We start from the raw sequence: 19,160 nt of genomic DNA on the forward strand, positions 1-19,160 counted from the left end.
CAGAAAATGAAGAACGTCGATCATAGAAATGTGGATCTTTTTGAGAGCGTTGTTGACATAGCAAGAGTAAGTAAAGTTACGAAAGGTGGTCGTCAATTTTCGTTTAGGGTTGCTGCGCTGGTTGGAGACAAGAAGGGCTCAGTTGGCTATGCTACTGCAAAGCACGATGAGATGCTTGATGCACGCAGTAAGGCTGTGAGAAAGGCAAAAGGTGCTATGATTCGTTTTCCGCTGAAAGAAGGCAGAACTATTCATCATGATTGTTTCTCGAAGCTTGGTGCTAGCAAACTGTTTATAAAACCTGCTCCTGAAGGTACTGGAATAGTTGCCGGTGGTGCCATGCGAAAGTTCTGTGAAATGTTAGGTGTGTCGGATATTATTGCCAAGTCCTATGGTTCCTCCACTTCTGGTATAGTTATACGAAATGCTATTAAGGCGTTTTCGCTGGTGTGTTCTCCTGAGTATATTGCTGGTAAGAGAAATAGAAAGAAGTCAAAATTTGTTAGTGGATCTGTCACCCAATGATTAAAGTGAATGATATTTTGCTCTCCCTTGTGACTCGTCGTTCGAAACGTCGTGGTAGGGGTATAGGTAGTGGTAAAGGTAAAACCTGTGGTAGGGGTTTCAATGGGCAAGGTTCTAGGACTGGCGTAGCCCTTTCTCGTATGGAGGGGGGACAGCAGTCTTTCCTTCGTGCGTTGCCTAAACGTGGGCAAAGGCCCCTGGCAAAAAAGGTTTATTCTCTTGTTAGCGTTGCGCAAATTGCTTCCCTTGTGGAGTCTGGCGTTTTTTCCTCTGGGGAGATCCATATTTCAAAGGAGTTGATGCTCAAATGTGGCCTGATCAAGAAAAATTCGCTGGTGAAGGTTTTAGCTTCTGTTGGTGTCTCGCTTGTTGATCTTAAGATTTCTTCCTGTGAGTACGACAAAATTTCTGTTTCTGCTAAGCGTGCTTTTGGGTTGCCTGAATGAATCAATCGAACTTTGGATTACTTTTTTCATCTAAGGATCTGTTCCACCGACTATGTTTCTTGTTGGTGGCTCTTTTGGTTTACAGGTTTGGTACTTTTATAACTCTTCCTAGTGTCAATCCCGCGCATGTGTCAGAGGTCTTCGGTGCCAATCTTTCCTCTGGCATAATAGGAATGTTTAACACTTTTTCAGGCGGTGCTCTTGGGAGAATGACACTGTTTGCGCTCAATGTGATGCCCTATATAGTTTCGTCGATTGGGGTGCAGGTGTTTTTCTCGATGCTTAAGAGTGAAGGGAAGGTGAGCGCAGAATTTATGAACGAGTCCAGGTTGTCGTTTTACTCAAAATTGGTTGCACTTTTTCTCGCTTTCTTTCAGGGTTTTGTTATTGTTGTTGGTCTCGAACGAACAAAGGCGTTTGTTGGGGGTAACGAAGAATTTTATTCCTTGTTGAAGTATACCTCAGTTTTAACTTTGGTGTGCGGGACGTTCTCTTTGATTTGGCTTGGCCAGCAAATTAATTCTAGGGGTATAGGAAATGGTATATCGTTGATAATTTTTGCGGGGATAGTTGCAGAAATGCCGGCCATCTTTGGCAATCTCTTTTCTGGCATTGGATCTCCAAGTTCAGGTATTCTTGGTGTTTTTGTGAGTTTGTCCTTACTCTTTTTTGTTGTTTTTTTGGTTGTTCTTGTTGAGCGTGCTTCCAGGAACATTCCTGTTCATTATCCCCGTCGCAGGACTTGGGGTAGTACACATGGAGATGCTGTTTCTAATATACCCGTAAAGATTAATGTTTCGGGTGTTATACCTCCAATTTTTGCTAATGCGCTGATTTTATTTCCTCTGACCTTAGCGAATTTTTCTGCGGATAGCTATCTTGGCGAGTTGATTATTAGATACTTTTCTGTGGGGCAGCCGCTATATTTTTTATTGCACTCTTGTTTACTGGTATTTTTCTGTTTTTTTTATAGTGATTTTGTTTTTAACACAACTGAGATTTCTGACTCGCTGAAGAAGGGTGAGGCAATTGTTGCTGGTAGAAGACCTGGTGTATCAACGAAAAAATATCTTGATTATGTGCTTACGCGTGTTACGGTTGTTGGAGCTGCATATCTTGTTTGTATCTGTGTGGTACCTGAGATTTTTCGCAGCCACTTTGGTTTTGATGCTATTATTAGCGGCACGAGTTTGTTAATAATCATAAATGTCATAACAGATCTGCTTTCTCAGATCCAGGTGCACCTTTTTAGTTCTCATTATTCTTCTTTTTTGAAAAAGGGAGGGGTGATTTTTAACAAGCGATGAATTTAGTAATATTTGGTCCGCCTGGCTCTGGCAAGGGTACACAGTCCTTGCAGATTTGTTCGTATGTTTCAGCTTCTGTGATTGACTGTGGTAAGCTTTTGAGGACGGCTGCTCTCACTATGAGTCAATCTGAGGATCTTAAAGCTGGAAAGCTCCTTCCGGATGAACTGGTGGTAGGTGTTATAAAAGAGAAATTGAAAGAGCTGATAGAAGTCGGGGATAATTTTATTCTCGATGGTTTTCCGCGGAGTGTAGTTCAGTGTCATGCACTATTTGAAATGGCTTCTGAACTGGAGTTTGAGATTTCGTGCCTTGTGAAATTTGAAGTTTCTGAGAAAGAAGTTTTTGCGCGGCTTTTGGAGAGGTTCGTGTGTAAGGCGTGTGGTGGCCTTCATGATGTTGTTTTGGGCAGGTGTATTTCCTGTGGTAGCGTTGAATATGAAAGGCGTAGTGATGATCTCAAAGTTGAGTCTATAAAAAAGAGATTGATGCTATATAGCGCTGTTGAGCGGGATATTGTACACTTGTTCAGGTCTAGGTCTATAAAAGTGTTGAGCATAGATGCAGGCCGTTCCGTGGACGAGGTTGCAGCTGATCTTAGGACGCAACTTTTGATGTTTATATGATGTATTTGAGTGTATGAGGTTTTTAGGGGTAAACTTGCCGGATAATAAGGCGGTTGTCATTGCTTTAACGTATGTATATGGGATAGGCCTGCCTACCGCGAGGAAAATTTGTTCTAGTCTTGCTATAGATGAATCTGCCAAATTGCTAGACTTAGGGCAGGAACAGCTAAGTTCTATTATGGCATACATCAAGAACAGTGTTCCGTTTGAAGGAGAGTTAAGGAAATCTGTTGCCTTTTCGATTAAGCACTTAGTGGATATCAAGTGCTATAGAGGGGTCAGACATAGAAAAAATCTGCCTGTTAGGGGACAGAGAACTAGGACGAATGCCCGTACTAGAAAGGGTAAGGTTAGGGTTCCTATTGCAGCTAAGAAAAGAGTTTAGTATTCGATATACATGAAAGAGAAAAAAAGTATCGTTTCGGGTAATGCGCACGTTATTGTGACGTTTAATAATGTCTATATTACTGTCACCGATCATCAGGGGAATGTACAAGGCTGGGCCAGTTCTGGCTCGGTTGGCTTTAAGGGTAATAAGAAGTCTACCGCATACGCTGCGCAGTCCGTTGCAACAACCTTGATGACAAAGCTGAAGCGCATTGGACTGAAGATTCTTAATGTGCATTTAAGTGGTTCTAATCCAATTAGGGAGGCTGCACTTCGCGCAATTCGCAATTCCGGGATTGTGATTATCTCCCTTCAGGACATGACCCCTGTCCCACATAATGGAGTAAGGCTGAGAAGGAGGCGTAGGGTTTAGTCCTTTCTTTTATATATGATTTTTGACGTTGTGTAGTTTGTTATGAGTGTTGTCGTAAGTAAGGGTTCTTTAGTCGATGTTTTTTCTTCTCCATCTGTTGTTTTGAACCAAATTCGGGAAGGGTACTCTGCTGAGTTCATCGTTGAGCCCTTGCGTGTGGGGTTTGGACTGACAATTGGTAATGCAATGCGTAGGGTTCTTCTTTCGTCTCTTAGTGGTTTTGCTATAAGTGCTGTTGGGATTAAGGGTTTAACGCACGAATTTACTTGTATACCTGGGGTGCGTGAGGACTTTGCCGACCTTGCGCTCAACTTGAAAAAGGTGGTTTTAAGAAGTATTTCTGGCGCTACATCTGGAAGTTTGCATCTTTCTGTTACGGGTGGAGGTGCTGTTTTCTCTAGTATGATTTCTCCTAGTCGCGATTTCGAAGTTGTTAATGGGGATTTACTGATATGCAATGTTGCTGAAGGAGTTTCATTAGAGATGGAAATGAAGGTGAATAGCGGTTTTGGATATGTGTCGTCTGTCTCTGTCAGAAAGGATGAATACGACCTTGAAGGTGCCGTTCCAATAGATGCAATTTATAATCCTGTCCGTGCTGTGAATTTTACAGTGAAGCCTACTAGTGCTGGCAGCTTTGTTGGGCACGACAAGTTGATTCTTTGTGTTGAGACGAATGGTGCTATTGATCCAAAGAATGCTGTTCTTGAGGCGAGTAAGATACTGTCGGCTCAAGCGAGGTGTTTTCTTAATATTGCAGACCCCGAACATCGAGTTCAGGGAGTTTCTTCTAGTGTTTCCACTTCTGATAGGAGTGAGGCTAGTGATCTTTTATCCGCACGCATTGATCGTTTGTATTTGTCTGCAAGAGCAAGGAAATGTCTGAATGGTGAGAATATAGTTTATATAAGGGATTTGGTTTCCAGAACTGAGGCTGATTTGTTGAAAGCACCAAACTTCGGTAGGCGTTCTTTAGAAGAAGTCAAAAAGGAGCTGTTTAGCAAGGGATTAAGTCTTGGTATGGATCTCGATAACCATGGTTAAACTTTATGGGAATTTATTATGAAGCACAGGTTAAAGAAGCATAGATTATCAAGGAATTCTTCGCATAGGATGTCGCTTATGTGCAATCTTTCCGTCTCGATAATAGAGCATGGGCGAGTACAAACTACTTTGGCTAAGGCGAGGGCTCTAAGGCCGTTTATTGAAAAATTAGTGACTAAAGCTAGGGTGTCGGAATCGTTGTCTGTGAGAAGACTTTTACTCTCTCGTATTAAGAATGAGTCTGCGGTTACAAAACTCATCAATGAGGTTGCACGACGTTATGTAGATCGTCCAGGTGGTTACTGTAGGATCATAAGGACAGGGTACAGAGTTGGCGATGCTGCCCCAATGGCTATCATAGAGTTTGTATAAGGGTTCACTTACGCTTTCTTAATCTCTAGCGAATTTTGTAAGAAAATCTCTAAGCGATCTAAGGTGCTCCGTTGCCATCTCGAGTTCTGTTTGGTTTGGATCTCCTTCCAGCGCTGACCGTGCACCCCTGATTGTCATTCCTCTTTTGTGAAGCAGTTCTTGTATTTTCTGTATTGCCTTTATATCGCTCTGTGTATAAAGTCTTTTTCCAGATTGTCTTTTTGGTTTAAGTGTTTCAGGAAACTGAGTTTCCCAGTATCTCAATACATATTCTTTTAGACCTATAATTTTGGCGACCTCACGTATTGAATAATATAGTTTTCCTTTTTCAAAGCAAAACATACGGAATAATCAAAATTATTAAGAAAGCAATAATTGCTGCGAGTAAGTCATCAAGCATTACTCCAAAACCTCTGTGCACGTTTTTTTGCACGAAACTTATAGGCCAGGGTTTTACTATATCTAAGAACCTGAACAGCCCAAATGATGTGATGCACAGAAGCAACATCACAAAAGGCCCAAAGCTATTTCCAAATGTACAACTAATGCACAAAAACAAAATTACTTGTGCGACCAGTTCGTCTATTATAACTTCCTTCGGGTCTTCCAATGAGTAGGTTGATTCATATTTATCACAGCTCCATATACCGATTAGGAACAAGCATGATGAGATTAAGACAACATATGTAATAGAGACCGGAAAAAATATAATCAACGGGAGAAAAACAAACGCAAGTGCGCTACCCAGCGTACCAGGTAACGCCGAAAGGTAACCGATACCAAAGCATGTTGCACATTTTACCAATACATCCTGCTGTTTCTTCTCAGGACTTTCCATTAGGAGCAAGGATGATAAAAAAATTATTGTTATTCTGCACAACTTCTTTTTCCAATTTCCCAACCTCGGATCCGACCTCCTCTACAACTTTGTTCAGTAAGTTGATAGCAAGGTTTTTGTTAGTCATTTCTCTACCACGAAGCCTCACCACAACTTTCACTTTGTCTTCCTCTTGCAAAAACTCCCTAATTTTTTTGAGTTTCGTATTCAGGTCGCCTGCTCCTATGGATTGGCGTAACTGGACCTCTTTCACCGTGGCAGACTTTTGTTTCCTTCGTTTGAGGTTAGATTCCTTCTTTGCCTCATATTTGTATTTTCCGTAGTCCAATATTTTACATATCGGTGGAACCACAGCTGAAGATACCTCTACTAAGTCCAAATTTCTACTTTTGGCTAGCTGTAATGCTTCAGCAATCTTCATCACTCCCATGAACTTATCGTTCACGTCTATCACTCTTACTTCGTTGTTCGCGTTTGCATAACTCCAGACAATTCTTTTGTCTGTATTAGACCTATTTGGATAGCGGCCAGCGAAATTCTTTTCTTTATTCTTCAAATTTATTAAACCTCAAATTCTTCTTATATCAGTGCTACTTGATTTGTCGAACATTTAACTCTCTTAATATGTCTTCAAGGGCTGCGTCAACTGTTTTCACTTCAGATTCATTCGAACCCATTCTTCGTACCGCAACACTATTACTTTTTTCTTCAATTTTACCGATGATCCACAAAATTGGGACCCTTCTTATTGTATGATACCTGACTTTGTAATCAATTCTTTGATTACTGAGGTCAACAGCAGCACGCACATTTGCTTTGGATAGATGACTCACAATTGACTGTGCATATTCCTCAACCTTTTCCGTAATGGTGAGGACTGCCACCTGTGTGGGAGCGAGCCACAATGGAAATTTGCCATCATAATGCTCAATTAAGATACCTAAGAAACGCTCAAATGTACCCAAAATTGCTCTGTGCAGCATTACTGGATGCTGTTTTTGTCCTTCATGATCTATATAAGTTGCATTTAGGCGCTTTGGCAATACAAAATCGACCTGTAGAGTACCACACTGCCATTTTCTCTTTAACGCATCTACAAGTACGAATTCTATTTTTGGGCCATAGAATGCTCCTTCTCCGGGATTAAGTGTATAAGTCAATCCCACTTTATCTATTGCAGACTTTAGTGCAATTTCTGCTTTGTCCCAGGTTTCATCGTCTCCAAGACGCACCTCAGGTCGATCTGAAAAGCGTACTTCTACTGCTGTGAATCCAAGATCTCTGTAGACCTCTTTTAGTAATTCACAAAACGCAGTAGTCTCATCACAGATTTGTTCAGGTGTGCAGAAAATATGCGCGTCATCCTGAACAAAGCCTCTGACCCTCATGAGACCATGCAATGCTCCAGAAGCTTCATTTCTGTGACACATACCAAATTCTGCTAGCCGCAGTGGCAGATCCCTATAACTTTTTAGAGACTGTTTAAAGACCTCAATATGTGCTGGGCAGCTCATTGGTTTGAGTGAAAACTCGCCATCATCGGAACTTATAACGAACATATTCTCTCTGAACTTAGCCCAATGTCCTGATCTTTCCCATATGGACCTGCTGTATACAATTGGTGTTTTTATCTCGCGATAACCATGCACTCTGAGCTTACTGCGAATGTAATTCTCTAATACTCTGTACAGGATAAATCCATTCTCGTGCCAGAAAACCTGTCCTTGGGCTTCTTCCTGTAGATGAAAGAGTTCCATTGTTTTACCAATAGCACGATGATCCCTCTTTTTTGCTTCATGTAGGAAGGAAAGATAATTGTTCAATTCGTCTTTTGTTGCCCATGCAGTACCATATATACGTTGCAAGGAGTCATTTTTTGCGTTACCAAGCCAGTAAGCAGTTGATACTTTTAGTAATTTGAAATGTTTCAACCAACCTGTCGATGGTGCGTGCGGACCACGACACAAGTCAATAAAATCACCCTGCTTGTATACAGAAATTTTTTCTTCAGGTGGAATCTTACCGATAAGTTCAACTTTGTATTTTTCGCCCTTTTTTTGGAAAAATGAAACTGCATCGTCTCTATTCCATTCTTCGCGTGTTATTCGGTAGTTTTTCTGGATAATTTCTTTAATTTTCTCCTCTATCTTTTCGAAATCACTATCAGAGAAAGGTGTGGGAGTAGAAAAATCGTAATAAAAACCATCATCAATGACTGGTCCTGTTCCTAATTTTGTTTCTGGATATAGCTCCTGTACTGCTTGTGCCATGACATGAGCGCAATCGTGCCTTAGTATTTCGATTCCTGCTTCGCTTTCGACTAGAATGGGCTCTATGTGTGCATCACATTCGAGACGGTAAGAGAGATCAACACTGACACCATTTACCGAAGCTGCAACTGTCCTAGAAAAAACTCCAGCATCAAAAGCAGAGATTACAGACCCAACAGTTTCACCAAAGGGTGCGGTTAGAGAAGAGGACAGAAGAGTTACGGTTAACACGATACACCCCAAAAGTGACTCTCAAGCAAAAGCAGCACCGCGAACACAGGATCCAAAAAAAATGCTCCTAAGAAACTCTCATAACCCGTGATCTCGGTGCGATTCGAACGCACGACCCTTTGATTAAAAGTCAAATGCTCTGCCGACTGAGCTACGAGATCAACTGACCGAGATTCTACAATGAAAGGATGAAAGAATCAATTATAATATGGGAAAAGAGGGCAATTTCAGAACATCTTTAGTAGGGGAATCATATTTTGTTGGGTTCCAATTACCAACTCTTCATTTTTGTCTTGCACACATACGTGCAGAGTATCATGGTTCTCATCCACAAATTGACGCATCTTCGCGAAAAATCCATATACCTTCTGCGCTGTGACGCCACTGTCTAAGCTTTTCTCAACTGCTGATAGCAAAGAATTTGCCCCCTGTACAGTTAAGCATATTTTACCTTTGGCAAAAGATATATAACCTGCTGAAAGTGCTATCCTTCCAGTTACGTCAGACTTGTGTTCCGGTGTTGAGATATCAAGCTTTTTTACATCTAACGTATAAGTGGGAGGTCTCTCATATAGATTTACTAGTGTCATATCAGTTTCGATTTTTTTTGCACCTCCACTAGTGCTGAGAATTACGTCGGTCTTACTTTCCAGTGAGCTTTTCTGTAGATGACTAATGCTCAAGGCGAGATCAAAGATAATCGTGTCACCCCTAATGCCTTTGTTTTGTAGATAACACTCTAGGCTGTCTTTCTCAATCGAAAGGGTAAGACCATTTTGCCCAGCTGGCATACTTGATATAGATGCCTCATCTAGGTTTTTGCAGTGAAACTGTCCATCAGCTGCAGAAATAATAACTGTCGTAGTTGGATTCTTTACTTCTATTTCGTTCTTCCATGGGACACCAGTGAATATAAGCTTATCGAACTTCACAAGGAGCGGCTTCTCCAGGCCTTCTATTTTGAGAACTGGCTTCGTGAAGGAAACTCTGGATTTGTACTCAAAAAATCCTTCAAGTTGGTAGCCTGAATATTCAAAAAGCGAGAAGTGGTTAAGCGTAGAGAAAATGCTGTTCTTGAGAGACTGCGTTTTATAAAACCAAAACCCCGTAGCACAGAAAGCAAAGAGCACAACAAGCAAGCAGCAGTAGAAAAAAAAGCGAACCTTACTCATGTCTTGGTAACAAACCCCTTACTTTATATTTCTTGTTGCGCTTGGAAGCTTAACTTTAATCCCATCTATACCCTCATTCATTACGACTTGGCAGCCCAATCTTGACGTAGCAGATAGCCCGAACGCAAGGTCTAGCATGTCATCTTCATCGTCCGAGATAGGGGGCAGCTTGTCGAACCATTGTGGTTCAACTATCACGTGGCAAGTAGAACACGCAAGAGAACCTTCACATGCGCCCTCTAAGTCAATACCGTTTCTGTGTGCCACCGTGAGAATAGTTTCCCCTTCATGAGCAGTACAACAATGCTCTTTGCCATCCGGTTCAACGAAAGTTATTTTTAGCGCCTTCGACATATTAGGTTTTATTTAGGTCTATTTTCATCTTCTTAAAAAGAAAGTCCAACCTACGCTTTAAGAACGGTTCCGAGACTTGTTCCAATTCTTTGGTTGCTTTCCTAATTTCGATGCTATCACATTTTTGTATACTTCTTTCTATAAGTTGCATATGTCTATCGATTATTTCTTTTTCACCGTCGCAGAGTAAAGGTGCGTTCTCGACCAAGGCTTTCTTTAAAACCTGTAAAATACGTTCGGCGTGTTTCTGCGCATCTGTTACTGACCTTCTTTCTACATCCTCTCTGAGGTTAATTAGGGAATCTTCTACCATTTTCTCCACCGTTTCCCTTTTTAATCCATAATGTGGGTTTATTTCAATTGTTTGTGCTTTTCCTGTGAACAATTCAGTTGCACTTACCTTCAATATTCCATCTTCATTTATACCAAAGGTAATCTCTATTCTTGCCTTACCCATTGGAAGCGGGGGTAGGTTGTTAAGTGTAAACTCTGCTAAGTACCTATTATCACAAGCGAATTCTCTTTCCCCTTGTAAGACACGTATCTTAAAAGAGGTTTGATTATCAACCGCGTTGGTGAGTACTTGTGACTGTGTGACTGGAATTGGGGTATCTTTCATGATGATTTTCTCCATCGTACCATCAAGAGTCTCTATTCCTAACGAGAGCGGTAGAACATCTAATAAAAGTACCCTTTTAGGATTTTTATTGTTCAGAAAGCTCCCCATTAGTGCTGCGCCGCAAGCAACAATTGTTTCTGGATTAACTCCGGTTACTACTTTTTCTTCCCCAAAAAAGGCGGAAACTCTGCTTTTTATCATTGGGACTCTCGTTGACCCACCAACAAGAAGAAGACCATCAATATCTTCTACGGAAAGGTTGCTTGCTCTAAGAGCGCGTTTCACTATGTTGATTGTTTTCTCTACATCTTTTTCTATGACTTTTTCAAATTCATCCAACGTGACGTCAAAACATATATTTTGCCCTCGGTAGTCAAAGTACTCTGTTACTCTGTTTCGGTGACTCAGTTCCTCTTTGATCTTCACGCAAATCGCGAGTAAGACTGCTTTTTCCTCATCTGTGGTTTCGAGTGCATGCTTCTTCGAGAGATGTTCTAACAGTTCCTGATCGAAATTATCCCCACCGAGGTAATCGTCACCATCGCTACAGGAAACCTTAAAAATACCTTTGTGGAATTCCAGAATTGAAACATCAAAAGTTCCACCACCCAGGTCGTAGACGATGTATCTGCCTTTTTCTTTTTTCTCGTCAATTCCGTAGAATAGTGCTGCTGCAGTTGGTTCGCTCAACAGACGCACAACATTTAGTCCAGCAATCGTTGCTGCATCCTTAATTGCCGTGCGAGAAGCGTTGTCAAAGTATGCCGGGACTGTTACTACAGCCATGTTCACACAGTGTCCAAGATATTTTTCAGCTGCCCTTTTTAGAGATGCAAAAATTCTGGATGCATACCCTATTGAGAGAGCGCACATCTCTTGGGGATTGTCGCGTATACTTCCCGGAATGCCGGCTTTTTTTGCAATTATTCTCTTTATTGAGAGAATGTAACCTTTACATTTTCTTGCTTCCTTTCCGACAATTATGTCCTTGCCTTTTACACCGATAGTGGACGGAAGAATGATGCTACCATCCTCCTGAGGAATAACAACACATTTGCCGCTCTCGAATACAGAAACAAGAGAATTGGTCGTTCCAAAATCTATACCTATGATGACTTCGCGATCAAGTCTTTGTCTCGGTTCACCGATTGTTATCACTTGCATAGATCCTTTGTTTTATTTTTTCTAAATATTTGAGTCCTACACAGTGCGAGCTTGCCAAGTCGTAATTTTTGCAATTAAAAGCTTCTTCCATTTGTTGCAAAGCATTGGTGTACATTTCCTCTACTAACGGTAGTACCTCTGTGGCTCCTCCGTTTTCCACTTTTTCCTCCAATTCGATGATTTGCATAAGCAGTTCTGGACGGCATCTGTCCGAGAGGTTGGTGTAACCAGATAATTCTAATAAATGCTGTGCTCTGTTAACCGGATCCTTCAAAAAATGGTACGCTTTGTTGACCAATTGAACTTTCCCATAGACAACAGAATCTTCCTGAATTGAATGAGATGTGGTTCTCAATTCTTTCTGCAGAGTGAGATAGGATTTCTCTAAGGAATCTGCAGGGTCTAGAGTAAACTTTTCTTCTAACTCCAGGACCCTGAAATAATTTTTTTTTTGCATCTCACGTGGTTAACTAATCCAACTATGTTTCAAACAAGGATAAATGCACACCCACTTTCCTTGGTGGGAAGTTTAGTGTCGCACCCGTTTCACTCAATTTAGTATCGTGCTCACCTACTCAATAGTAAAAACTCTTGCCACATCCACATCTTCCTTTCTCCTTGGGATTTTTAAAAACGAATCCACTTTTGAATTTTGTTTCTTCATACTCTATTTTGGTTCCAAGAATTCTAAGCATCGTTTTTGGATCAACAAATAATACTACCTTTCCATCTGGCGCTTGTACCAACTCTATCATCTCATCATATAGTGCTGCCTCTTCGACGTACTCCATGCCGTATTCATTTCCGCCGCACCCCTTGGAAAGTAATTTTATTCTTATTCCCAGAGTCGATTTACCCTTTCTTTTTCTTTCGTCAATTAGCTCAACAAACTTTTGAAACGCCAAAGCGCTTACTGTGATGGGTGGTCCAGTTGAGTTCATCTGAATCTAGATATGGAGAACTTTACTTTAGCCTTTTTTATCTGCTGGCTCCTCAGTATTAGAAGCACCCTGTTTCTCTTTAAAATCTTTGATTGCAGCCTTAATTGCGTCCTCTGCCAGCATGGAGCAATGCATCTTTATTGGCGGGAGACATAAAGTAGATGCGATCTCGGTGTTCTTAATTTGTTCTGCTTCCTCGATACTCTTCCCGATTAGGTATTCTGTCGCTAAAGAGCTTGATGCTATTGCTGAGCCACAACCGAAGGTTTTAAACTTTGCATCTACAATACAACCGTTATCATCAACTTCAATCTGTAACCTCATCACATCTCCACAGGCCGGAGCACCTACTAAACCGGTTCCTACGTTTTTTTTGTTCTTATCAATCGTACCAACATTTCTCGGGTTGTTGTAATGATTTAATACGGAATCACTATAAGCCATAAACGTCCTCCTCCTAAACTAAATATTAATATTACCTATTTTACAAACCATTTGCCTAGCTCGCATCCCATTTTATCGCGTTAAGATCTATCCCTTCTTGAGCCATTTCCCATAGAGGGCTCATCTCACGCAGACGAATAACTTTTTTCACAAGCAACTCACCAGCCATAGTTATTTCTTCTTCTGTATTATACCTACCAACCGAAAAGCGTATTGATGAGTGAGCAAGGTCTTCTGCGACTCCAAGTGCTTTCAGAACATAGGATGGCTCTAAAGATGCTGATGTACACGCAGATCCGGAGCTAACAGATATTTCGGGGATTGCCATAATTATTGATTCTCCTTCAACATAAGGGAAACTGATGTTGAGATTGCCAGGTAGCCTTGCTGAGGGATCCCCGTTTAAAACGACGTCTGGTATTCCTGCCTTGATTATTTTGTACAGCTTATTTGCTAAGAACTTCACTCTTTTGTGTTCTTCTTCCATTACCCTTGCGGCAACTTCCGCTGCTTTTCCGAAACCAACAATCAACGGAGTAGGAAGTGTGCCGGAGCGAATACCTCTTTCCTGACCACCTCCGCTGAACAACGGTGTCAACCTTATACGAGGGTTTTTCCTACGAATATAAAGTGCGCCAACACCCATTGGGCCGTATATCTTGTGACCAGAAATGCTCATAAGCGAGATCTGCATTTCTTCCACATTGAGTGGGATTTTACCAAAGGCTTGCGCTGCGTCTGTGTGAAAGATTATCTCCGCTTCCCTGCATATTTGTCCGATCTCTTTGAGTGGTTGCAGGACACCTATTTCGTTATTTGCGGCCATGATAGACACCATCATAGTTGATGGTTTTATAGCCTTTTTGAGTACGTCTAAATTTACAATGCCGTTTTTCTCTACTGGAAGGTAAGTGATTGCGATTCCACTTGTTTCCAAGTTTCTACAGCTATCCAGGACGCATTTATGCTCTGTAGAAAGAGTAATTATGTGATTTTTCTCATTTGACCGATAAAAATTAGCCACTCCTTTAATAGCTAAATTATTTGATTCTGTTGCACCAGATGTAAAAATGATGTCTTTAGGAGAAGCGCCAATAAGGTGTGCAATCTTTTCACGTGCATTTTCCACAGCAGCCTCAGCATGCCACCCGTATGAATGTGTTCTTGAATGCGGGTTGCAAGGGCGGTCAAAGAAACTGACCATTGCCTCAACGACTTCCCTATCAGGTTGAGTTGTGGATTGATTATCAAGGAATATTGGTAACTTCATTTTTCATTTTCCTAGTTGGAACTATGTAATAATCATTCTATACCCTAATGTTGTATAATATCTCCCATGTTGATACAAGCTTTTTCACCTCTTCTTTTGTATTTGAAATCCCCAAACTTATTCTAATTGCTGACTTAGCCATCTCATTGTCAAAGCCCATTGCAAGTAGTACATGAGATGCTTCTAGCTGTCCGGATGAACATGCTGATCCATTGCTGACACATATTCCATGCATATCAAAATGCATTAGTTGAGTTGTCCCATCAACTTCTGGGATGATGATACAACTCGTATTGGGAAGTCTTTGAGCTTTCTGGCCTACTATTACAGCCGACTTCATGCGTTTTGATATCTCATCTTCCATGTAATCTCTTAAAGATCCTACATTTTTCATATTTTTTATAGAGGCATTAATAAATGTTGATGCGCTTCCACATGCAGCTATTGCGGCAAGATTTTCTGTTCCGCTTCTTAGGTTTCTTTCTTGTCCTCCTCCCAAGATGAGTGGTTTTAGTTCTTGCAAAAGATCTTTTTTACAAGCGAGGCATCCAGTGCCAATAATGCCTCCCATTTTGTGTGCAGAGAAAGTAATGAAATCTGGCTGCGTCTCATTAAATCTACAATGAATTCTGGAAATAGCTTGTGTAGCGTCCGTATGTACAAGCGCCTTATGCTCTTTTGCAATTTCCATTATTAGGTCCAGTGGTTGTATAACTCCAGTTTCGCTATTTGCTAGACACACCGACACTAATTTACAACCGGGGTTTTCCAATAGAGCTTTTTCTAGACTTTCGAGCTTGATAATGCCGTTCTCGTCAACATCGACTTTGATGGGGTTATTGGCAACCTTAAGCGTCGAACTGTGGTCTGTACTGCAAACTATATGGTGGTAATCGCTTGCATTATGAAAAAGCATGTTATTTGCTTCTGTTCCAGAAGCAGTGAATATAAGGTCATATTCTTCTAGGTTGAGATTTTTTTTTATCAGCCTACGGGCTTCTTCAATAACTTCTCTGGCTTCTTGTCCACGTCTGTGAATTGAGGACGCATTATATGGATGTTTTAAGAGAGTACATGCTTTTTCCACTGCATATCGGAAAGGAGTAGCTGTGGCATTATTATCCATATATATGATGTCTTCCTGATAAGATTCCAGTATCGATCCGTTTTGTATGTTCTTTTCTTGTCTCAGAATATCATCTGAGATGATGTCCTGAAGTGTGATGGACTCAAAAAAATTGTTGAATCTTTTCTCTAAAACAACCCATAAATTATGGGTATAGCATTTCTTCGTTTCTCCCGTACAGGTTTGCTGTCCATCACCACAACGAGTTATTTTTGGAGTGTCAGCTACGGCCTTGAGGATTTGCATCAAGAAGATTGTATCGGGTTTTTTAGCAAGTCTATAACCGCCTCCAGGACCGAGCAGAGAGTCTAAAATTCCTTGTTTTTTCAGGGGTGGTAAAATCAACTCAAGGAATTTCTCAGATATCTTTTGTCTTGATGCAATCTCCGAGGTTTTTACATATTTTTTATTGGTTGAGTGCAACGCAATATCAATAGATGCCACAATCGCATATCTTGTTTTAGCTGTGAGCATAGCGAGCCATTTTCCTCTAGACAGGGGTTATAGAATAACCACGATTCTAACATGCCTTTGCTATACAGTGCACTATCAAATACCTATCAATCAGTATGACATTCGTAATTTAATTTCTTCTTACAAGAAAAATGATGAGTTGTATCAGTAGTATGAGGTACCACTGAGGAGGTATGTTTCTGCTTTTGAGCGATCTCCTCATTTCCTGCGTGGAAGCAGCTTTGTTTGCTAAAGTCTCCTTGGGACAAGTGTAAATGATTTTGCTAAAAATCGGAGCCCACCTTTAACGTTGAATGAGACGTGCATATTTCTTATCATCTCTTTGTATGCTTGGCGGAGCTTGTAATGCAAAAGGTACTACTCAATGGACTGATTCTTCTATTTTTTGCTCCCACGCTTTCATTGATTCTACCATCGTTTAGCCCATACGGGTTTGTTTGTTCTTCTTGCTGGTTATTCGGTGAATATCTACTCAACACTCTTGCACTACTTTCTGGGGTGGGCTTTTTGACTTTTGTTTTTGGGGTTGGTTCTGCTTGTGCCGTGACATTTTTGAGTTTCCCGGGTAGGAGATTGTTGAGAATGCTGTTATTTTTCCCGATTGCTGTTCCAGGTTACATAATGGCACTTTCCTATGTGCAGTTCTTTGGGTTTTCGTCTGAGTTTTCAACTTTTTTGAGAGATGTTTTTGGTGTGCAGCACTTGTTGAGAATTAACTCTTTGTATGGGGCAATTTTTGTTATGAGTGTCGCGTTTTACCCATATGTCTACATACTGTGCTTAGCTAGGATTTCTTCTATTGGTGGGGCAATAGCAATATCAAGAAGCTGTGGAAAATCTTTTCTTTCCAGTATGTTGGAAGTTGTGATTCCAATAGCGAGGCCAGCTATAGTTGGTGGGATCACACTTGTATTGATGGAAGTGATTTCGGACTTTGGGATAATGCAATTTTTTGGTCTGCAGACCTTTGTAACGGGTATATATAGGAAGTGGTTCCTACTGAATGATGTCATCGGTGCATCGAGGTTGATTCTATTTTTGCTACTGTTTGTTGTAGGAATGATTTTTCTTGAGAAACTTCTAAGACAAGGTGCTCTTTATTCTAATGTGATAGGGGACCCTCGTTTAGACTGTTGTTGGCACCTTAAGGGCTACAAAGCCGTCCTTGTTCCGCTTTTGCTGTCTTTACTTCCACTTTCTGGTTTAGTTTTTCCAATAGTTTCACTCGCGGTTCTAAGCATTGATGCTGTTCCGGATTATAAGCTCTTGTCTCTTACTTTTAAGAGTATCCAGATTGCCTTAATAGTCTCCTTTTTTACAATTCTGGTCGCATCTTTTTTTGTTTATATGGAGAAAAAGAAAAAGATAGGGGCGACTGCCTTTCAGCTGTCCAACTTAGGCTACTCGGTTCCTGGGTTGGTTGTGGGAATGGGCATAATAAACTTTTTTGCTAGCGGTTCGTCATTTCTGTCATATGTACCACTACCAGGGTTGCACATTTTTACGATTGGGACGTTCACAGCCCTGATTTATGCATATGTCTTTCGCTTTCTTGCCCTGGGTTCTAACAGTATAAAATCTGGCATGGAAAAAATACCCAACGAAATTCCTTGGACTATGATGCTTATAGGGAAAAGCGGTTTCATCGATACAGTGCGTGTTTATTCGCCGATGTTGGTTGGGTCTTTGGTTAGTGCTGCTATGCTTATTTTTCTTGATACGCTTAAAGAACTGCCGTTGACTTTGCTTGTGAGACCTTTCAATTTTGAAACAATGTCCACCCGTGTGTACGAGCTTGTCATGGATGAAAGATATGAAGATGCTGCAATGCCAGCACTCATAATGACGGCTATATGTATTGTAATAACTTGGTTTCTTACGCGCAGTACATACGCTGGAGATTTGCGTAATCTGAAAAAACGATCTAAAATCGGGTGTTTCTGCGATGTTTGCTTAGGTAAGAATGGTTGTTTCGATTGAGTGTATTCCTAGAACCAGTTTTGGTGGACGCAGTGCTGGTGTTTTGCGCAAATCTGGATTCGTGCCGGCTGTTATCTATGGGAAGGACCGAGAAAATATAAACGTTGCCATTTCTGCTAGAGATGTGAGCCGATATTTTACAGCTTTGTCAGGTAGCGGAATTATAGAGTTATCTTGCGAGGGGGAAGTGTATAAGGTAGTTCCTAAAGCGTATGAACTCCACCCGGTTTCTTCTGTTGTGTTGCATTTAGATTTTGTTTTTGCTGGTGAACATGCTTCGAAGTTTCAAGTTCCGCTCAATTTTATAAACTCTGGAAAGTCCGAAGCGATAAGGCTTGGTGCAATGCTCAATATAGTCAAGCGTACCGTTCTTGTCAGGTGTACGGCGGCCAATCTTCCTAAAAGTATTCCTGTAGATGTAGAGAATGCTAGGGTGGGTGACTCAATCAAGTTCTCTGATCTGATTTTTCCTGATGGGGTTGTGCCGCTTGCGAAGGATGCAAACTCGGTTGTTGCGACGGTTGTGGGTAAGAAAGCTAAGGCTGGTACTGCGACTGCTACCGCATAATGTCGGAGTTTCGCACACTTATTTTGTGTGGTCTAGGTAATCCAGGATCGCGGTATGTGCAGACGCGGCATAACCTTGGGTTCATGCTGCTTGATCATATTAGGTGTACCTTTTCTTTCCCGGAGTTTCTTCCCAGATTTTCTGGCCTTTTATCTTCAGGGCGGGTTTCTTCCTCTTTTTTACACTTGTTCAAGCCAGTGACCTTTATGAATAATTCCGGTAGGCCACTTGTGCAGCTAGTAAACTTTTATAAAGTCGAGCTCGAAAATGTAGTTGTCTTTCATGACGATATCGATCTTGATTTTGCTAAAGTGAAGATAAAAAAGGGTGGGGGCTCTGGAGGTCATAATGGATTAAAATCTCTTGATGCCAACTTGGGTACAGACTATTGGAGGTTTCGCTTTGGTGTGGGAAGAGGTATGGGTGATCCGGCTGAATATGTTTTGTCGCGTTTCACTGTGCTAGAGTTGGAGCGTTTGAATAAGGCGTTTAGATTTATTGGTGCAAATCTTCCTCTTCTTTTAAGTAATATTACTATGCACAAAGAGAAGTTCCTTAATGAATATAATGTCACGGTCAACAAAGAATAGTCCGAAAAAATAGCGTGACATACTTCTCCGTACGAGTCT

General features: G+C 41.1%; 23 protein-coding genes and 1 tRNA gene. 11 read left to right on the forward strand and 13 right to left on the reverse strand.

The window, feature by feature from the left end; all coding sequences use genetic code 11:
- Positions 1 to 6 precede the first annotated feature (6 nt).
- The 8 genes from AS219_RS01110 to rplQ are packed head-to-tail and all read left to right on the forward strand — an operon-like array spanning position 7 to position 5,080.
- On the forward strand, positions 7 to 525 hold the full coding sequence (locus tag AS219_RS01110) for a 30S ribosomal protein S5 (protein WP_067978931.1): 519 nt from the start codon (positions 7 to 9) through the stop codon (positions 523 to 525).
- Positions 522 to 971, forward strand: a complete 450-nt coding sequence (gene rplO, locus AS219_RS01115; protein ID WP_067978933.1) for a 50S ribosomal protein L15 — start codon at positions 522 to 524, stop codon at positions 969 to 971. The genes AS219_RS01110 and rplO overlap by 4 nt, the downstream gene beginning before the upstream one ends.
- Positions 968 to 2,278, forward strand: a complete 1,311-nt coding sequence (secY, locus tag AS219_RS01120) for a preprotein translocase subunit SecY (RefSeq protein ID WP_067978938.1) — start codon at positions 968 to 970, stop codon at positions 2,276 to 2,278. The genes rplO and secY overlap by 4 nt, the downstream gene beginning before the upstream one ends.
- Complete coding sequence (locus AS219_RS01125; protein WP_067978941.1) at positions 2,275 to 2,904, forward strand: adenylate kinase family protein; 630 nt, start codon at positions 2,275 to 2,277, stop codon at positions 2,902 to 2,904. The genes secY and AS219_RS01125 overlap by 4 nt, the downstream gene beginning before the upstream one ends.
- A 13-nt stretch (positions 2,905 to 2,917) precedes the next feature.
- Entirely contained in the window at positions 2,918 to 3,289 is a 372-nt protein-coding gene (gene rpsM / locus AS219_RS01130; protein WP_067978944.1) for a 30S ribosomal protein S13, read from the forward strand.
- A gap of 12 nt (positions 3,290 to 3,301) precedes the next feature.
- A complete protein-coding gene (gene rpsK / locus AS219_RS01135; protein ID WP_067978947.1) occupies positions 3,302 to 3,664 on the forward strand; it encodes a 30S ribosomal protein S11 in 363 nt (120 codons plus the stop codon).
- Between the two features lie 42 nt (positions 3,665 to 3,706).
- A complete protein-coding gene (locus tag AS219_RS01140; RefSeq protein ID WP_067978950.1) occupies positions 3,707 to 4,708 on the forward strand; it encodes a DNA-directed RNA polymerase subunit alpha in 1,002 nt (333 codons plus the stop codon).
- A gap of 18 nt (positions 4,709 to 4,726) precedes the next feature.
- Positions 4,727 to 5,080, forward strand: coding sequence for a 50S ribosomal protein L17 (gene rplQ / locus AS219_RS01145; RefSeq protein ID WP_067978953.1), 354 nt, complete (start codon positions 4,727 to 4,729; stop codon positions 5,078 to 5,080).
- Positions 5,081 to 5,098: 18 nt separating this feature from the next.
- On the opposite strand, the gene AS219_RS01150 is transcribed toward rplQ, so the two are convergent.
- The 13 genes from AS219_RS01150 to AS219_RS01210 all read right to left on the reverse strand — a co-directional run bounded on the left by AS219_RS01150 (position 5,099) and on the right by AS219_RS01210 (position 15,983).
- Positions 5,099 to 5,422: a MerR family transcriptional regulator gene (locus AS219_RS01150; protein ID WP_067978956.1), complete on the reverse strand. Its 324-nt coding sequence runs from the start codon at positions 5,420 to 5,422 to the stop codon at positions 5,099 to 5,101.
- Complete coding sequence (locus AS219_RS01155; RefSeq protein WP_067978958.1) at positions 5,409 to 5,918, reverse strand: phosphatidylglycerophosphatase A; 510 nt, start codon at positions 5,916 to 5,918, stop codon at positions 5,409 to 5,411. The genes AS219_RS01150 and AS219_RS01155 overlap by 14 nt, the downstream gene beginning before the upstream one ends.
- The gene (infC, locus tag AS219_RS01160) at positions 5,905 to 6,474 is read right to left on the reverse strand and encodes a translation initiation factor IF-3 (protein WP_067978961.1); all 570 of its coding nucleotides are present in this window, start codon (positions 6,472 to 6,474) and stop codon (positions 5,905 to 5,907) included. Before infC ends, AS219_RS01155 begins: the two co-directional genes overlap by 14 nt.
- A gap of 34 nt (positions 6,475 to 6,508) precedes the next feature.
- Positions 6,509 to 8,419 (reverse strand): threonine--tRNA ligase, encoded by a 1,911-nt coding sequence (gene thrS, locus AS219_RS01165; protein ID WP_067978964.1) that lies wholly within the window; start codon positions 8,417 to 8,419, stop codon positions 6,509 to 6,511.
- A gap of 88 nt (positions 8,420 to 8,507) precedes the next feature.
- A tRNA-Lys gene (locus AS219_RS01170) sits at positions 8,508 to 8,580 on the reverse strand.
- 66 nt (positions 8,581 to 8,646) lie between these two features.
- Entirely contained in the window at positions 8,647 to 9,591 is a 945-nt protein-coding gene (locus tag AS219_RS01175; protein WP_067978967.1) for a hypothetical protein, read from the reverse strand.
- Positions 9,592 to 9,609: 18 nt separating this feature from the next.
- A complete protein-coding gene (locus AS219_RS01180; protein WP_067978969.1) occupies positions 9,610 to 9,945 on the reverse strand; it encodes a ferredoxin family 2Fe-2S iron-sulfur cluster binding protein in 336 nt (111 codons plus the stop codon).
- Position 9,946: 1 nt separating this feature from the next.
- Positions 9,947 to 11,728 carry an Hsp70 family protein gene (locus tag AS219_RS01185; RefSeq protein WP_067978972.1) on the reverse strand — a complete coding sequence of 594 codons (1,782 nt, stop codon included), beginning with the start codon at positions 11,726 to 11,728 and terminating at the stop codon, positions 9,947 to 9,949.
- Complete coding sequence (gene hscB / locus AS219_RS01190) at positions 11,706 to 12,185, reverse strand: Fe-S protein assembly co-chaperone HscB (RefSeq protein WP_067978975.1); 480 nt, start codon at positions 12,183 to 12,185, stop codon at positions 11,706 to 11,708. The genes AS219_RS01185 and hscB overlap by 23 nt, the downstream gene beginning before the upstream one ends.
- Positions 12,186 to 12,303: 118 nt before the next feature.
- The gene (locus AS219_RS01195; protein ID WP_067978977.1) at positions 12,304 to 12,669 is read right to left on the reverse strand and encodes a HesB/IscA family protein; all 366 of its coding nucleotides are present in this window, start codon (positions 12,667 to 12,669) and stop codon (positions 12,304 to 12,306) included.
- 27 nt (positions 12,670 to 12,696) lie between these two features.
- The gene (iscU, locus tag AS219_RS01200; RefSeq protein WP_067978980.1) at positions 12,697 to 13,113 is read right to left on the reverse strand and encodes a Fe-S cluster assembly scaffold IscU; all 417 of its coding nucleotides are present in this window, start codon (positions 13,111 to 13,113) and stop codon (positions 12,697 to 12,699) included.
- 55 nt (positions 13,114 to 13,168) lie between these two features.
- The gene (locus AS219_RS01205) at positions 13,169 to 14,383 is read right to left on the reverse strand and encodes an IscS subfamily cysteine desulfurase (RefSeq protein WP_067978983.1); all 1,215 of its coding nucleotides are present in this window, start codon (positions 14,381 to 14,383) and stop codon (positions 13,169 to 13,171) included.
- Between the two features lie 37 nt (positions 14,384 to 14,420).
- Entirely contained in the window at positions 14,421 to 15,983 is a 1,563-nt protein-coding gene (locus AS219_RS01210; RefSeq protein ID WP_067978986.1) for an aminotransferase class V-fold PLP-dependent enzyme, read from the reverse strand.
- A gap of 345 nt (positions 15,984 to 16,328) precedes the next feature.
- Here AS219_RS01210 and AS219_RS01215 point away from each other — a divergent pair, with 345 nt between their 5' ends.
- Genes AS219_RS01215 through pth form a run of 3 tightly spaced genes read left to right on the forward strand, consistent with a single transcriptional unit; the run spans position 16,329 to position 19,121 of the window.
- Positions 16,329 to 17,963 carry an ABC transporter permease gene (locus AS219_RS01215; protein WP_067978988.1) on the forward strand — a complete coding sequence of 545 codons (1,635 nt, stop codon included), beginning with the start codon at positions 16,329 to 16,331 and terminating at the stop codon, positions 17,961 to 17,963.
- Positions 17,947 to 18,531 carry a 50S ribosomal protein L25 gene (locus AS219_RS01220; RefSeq protein WP_067978993.1) on the forward strand — a complete coding sequence of 195 codons (585 nt, stop codon included), beginning with the start codon at positions 17,947 to 17,949 and terminating at the stop codon, positions 18,529 to 18,531. Before AS219_RS01215 ends, AS219_RS01220 begins: the two co-directional genes overlap by 17 nt.
- Positions 18,531 to 19,121 carry an aminoacyl-tRNA hydrolase gene (pth, locus tag AS219_RS01225; protein WP_067978996.1) on the forward strand — a complete coding sequence of 197 codons (591 nt, stop codon included), beginning with the start codon at positions 18,531 to 18,533 and terminating at the stop codon, positions 19,119 to 19,121. The genes AS219_RS01220 and pth overlap by 1 nt, the downstream gene beginning before the upstream one ends.
- The last annotated feature ends 39 nt before the right edge of the window (positions 19,122 to 19,160 follow it).

The sequence above is a fragment of the Neorickettsia sp. 179522 genome, from assembly GCF_001593535.1.
GTDB classification, from domain to species: domain Bacteria; phylum Pseudomonadota; class Alphaproteobacteria; order Rickettsiales; family Anaplasmataceae; genus Neorickettsia; species Neorickettsia findlayensis.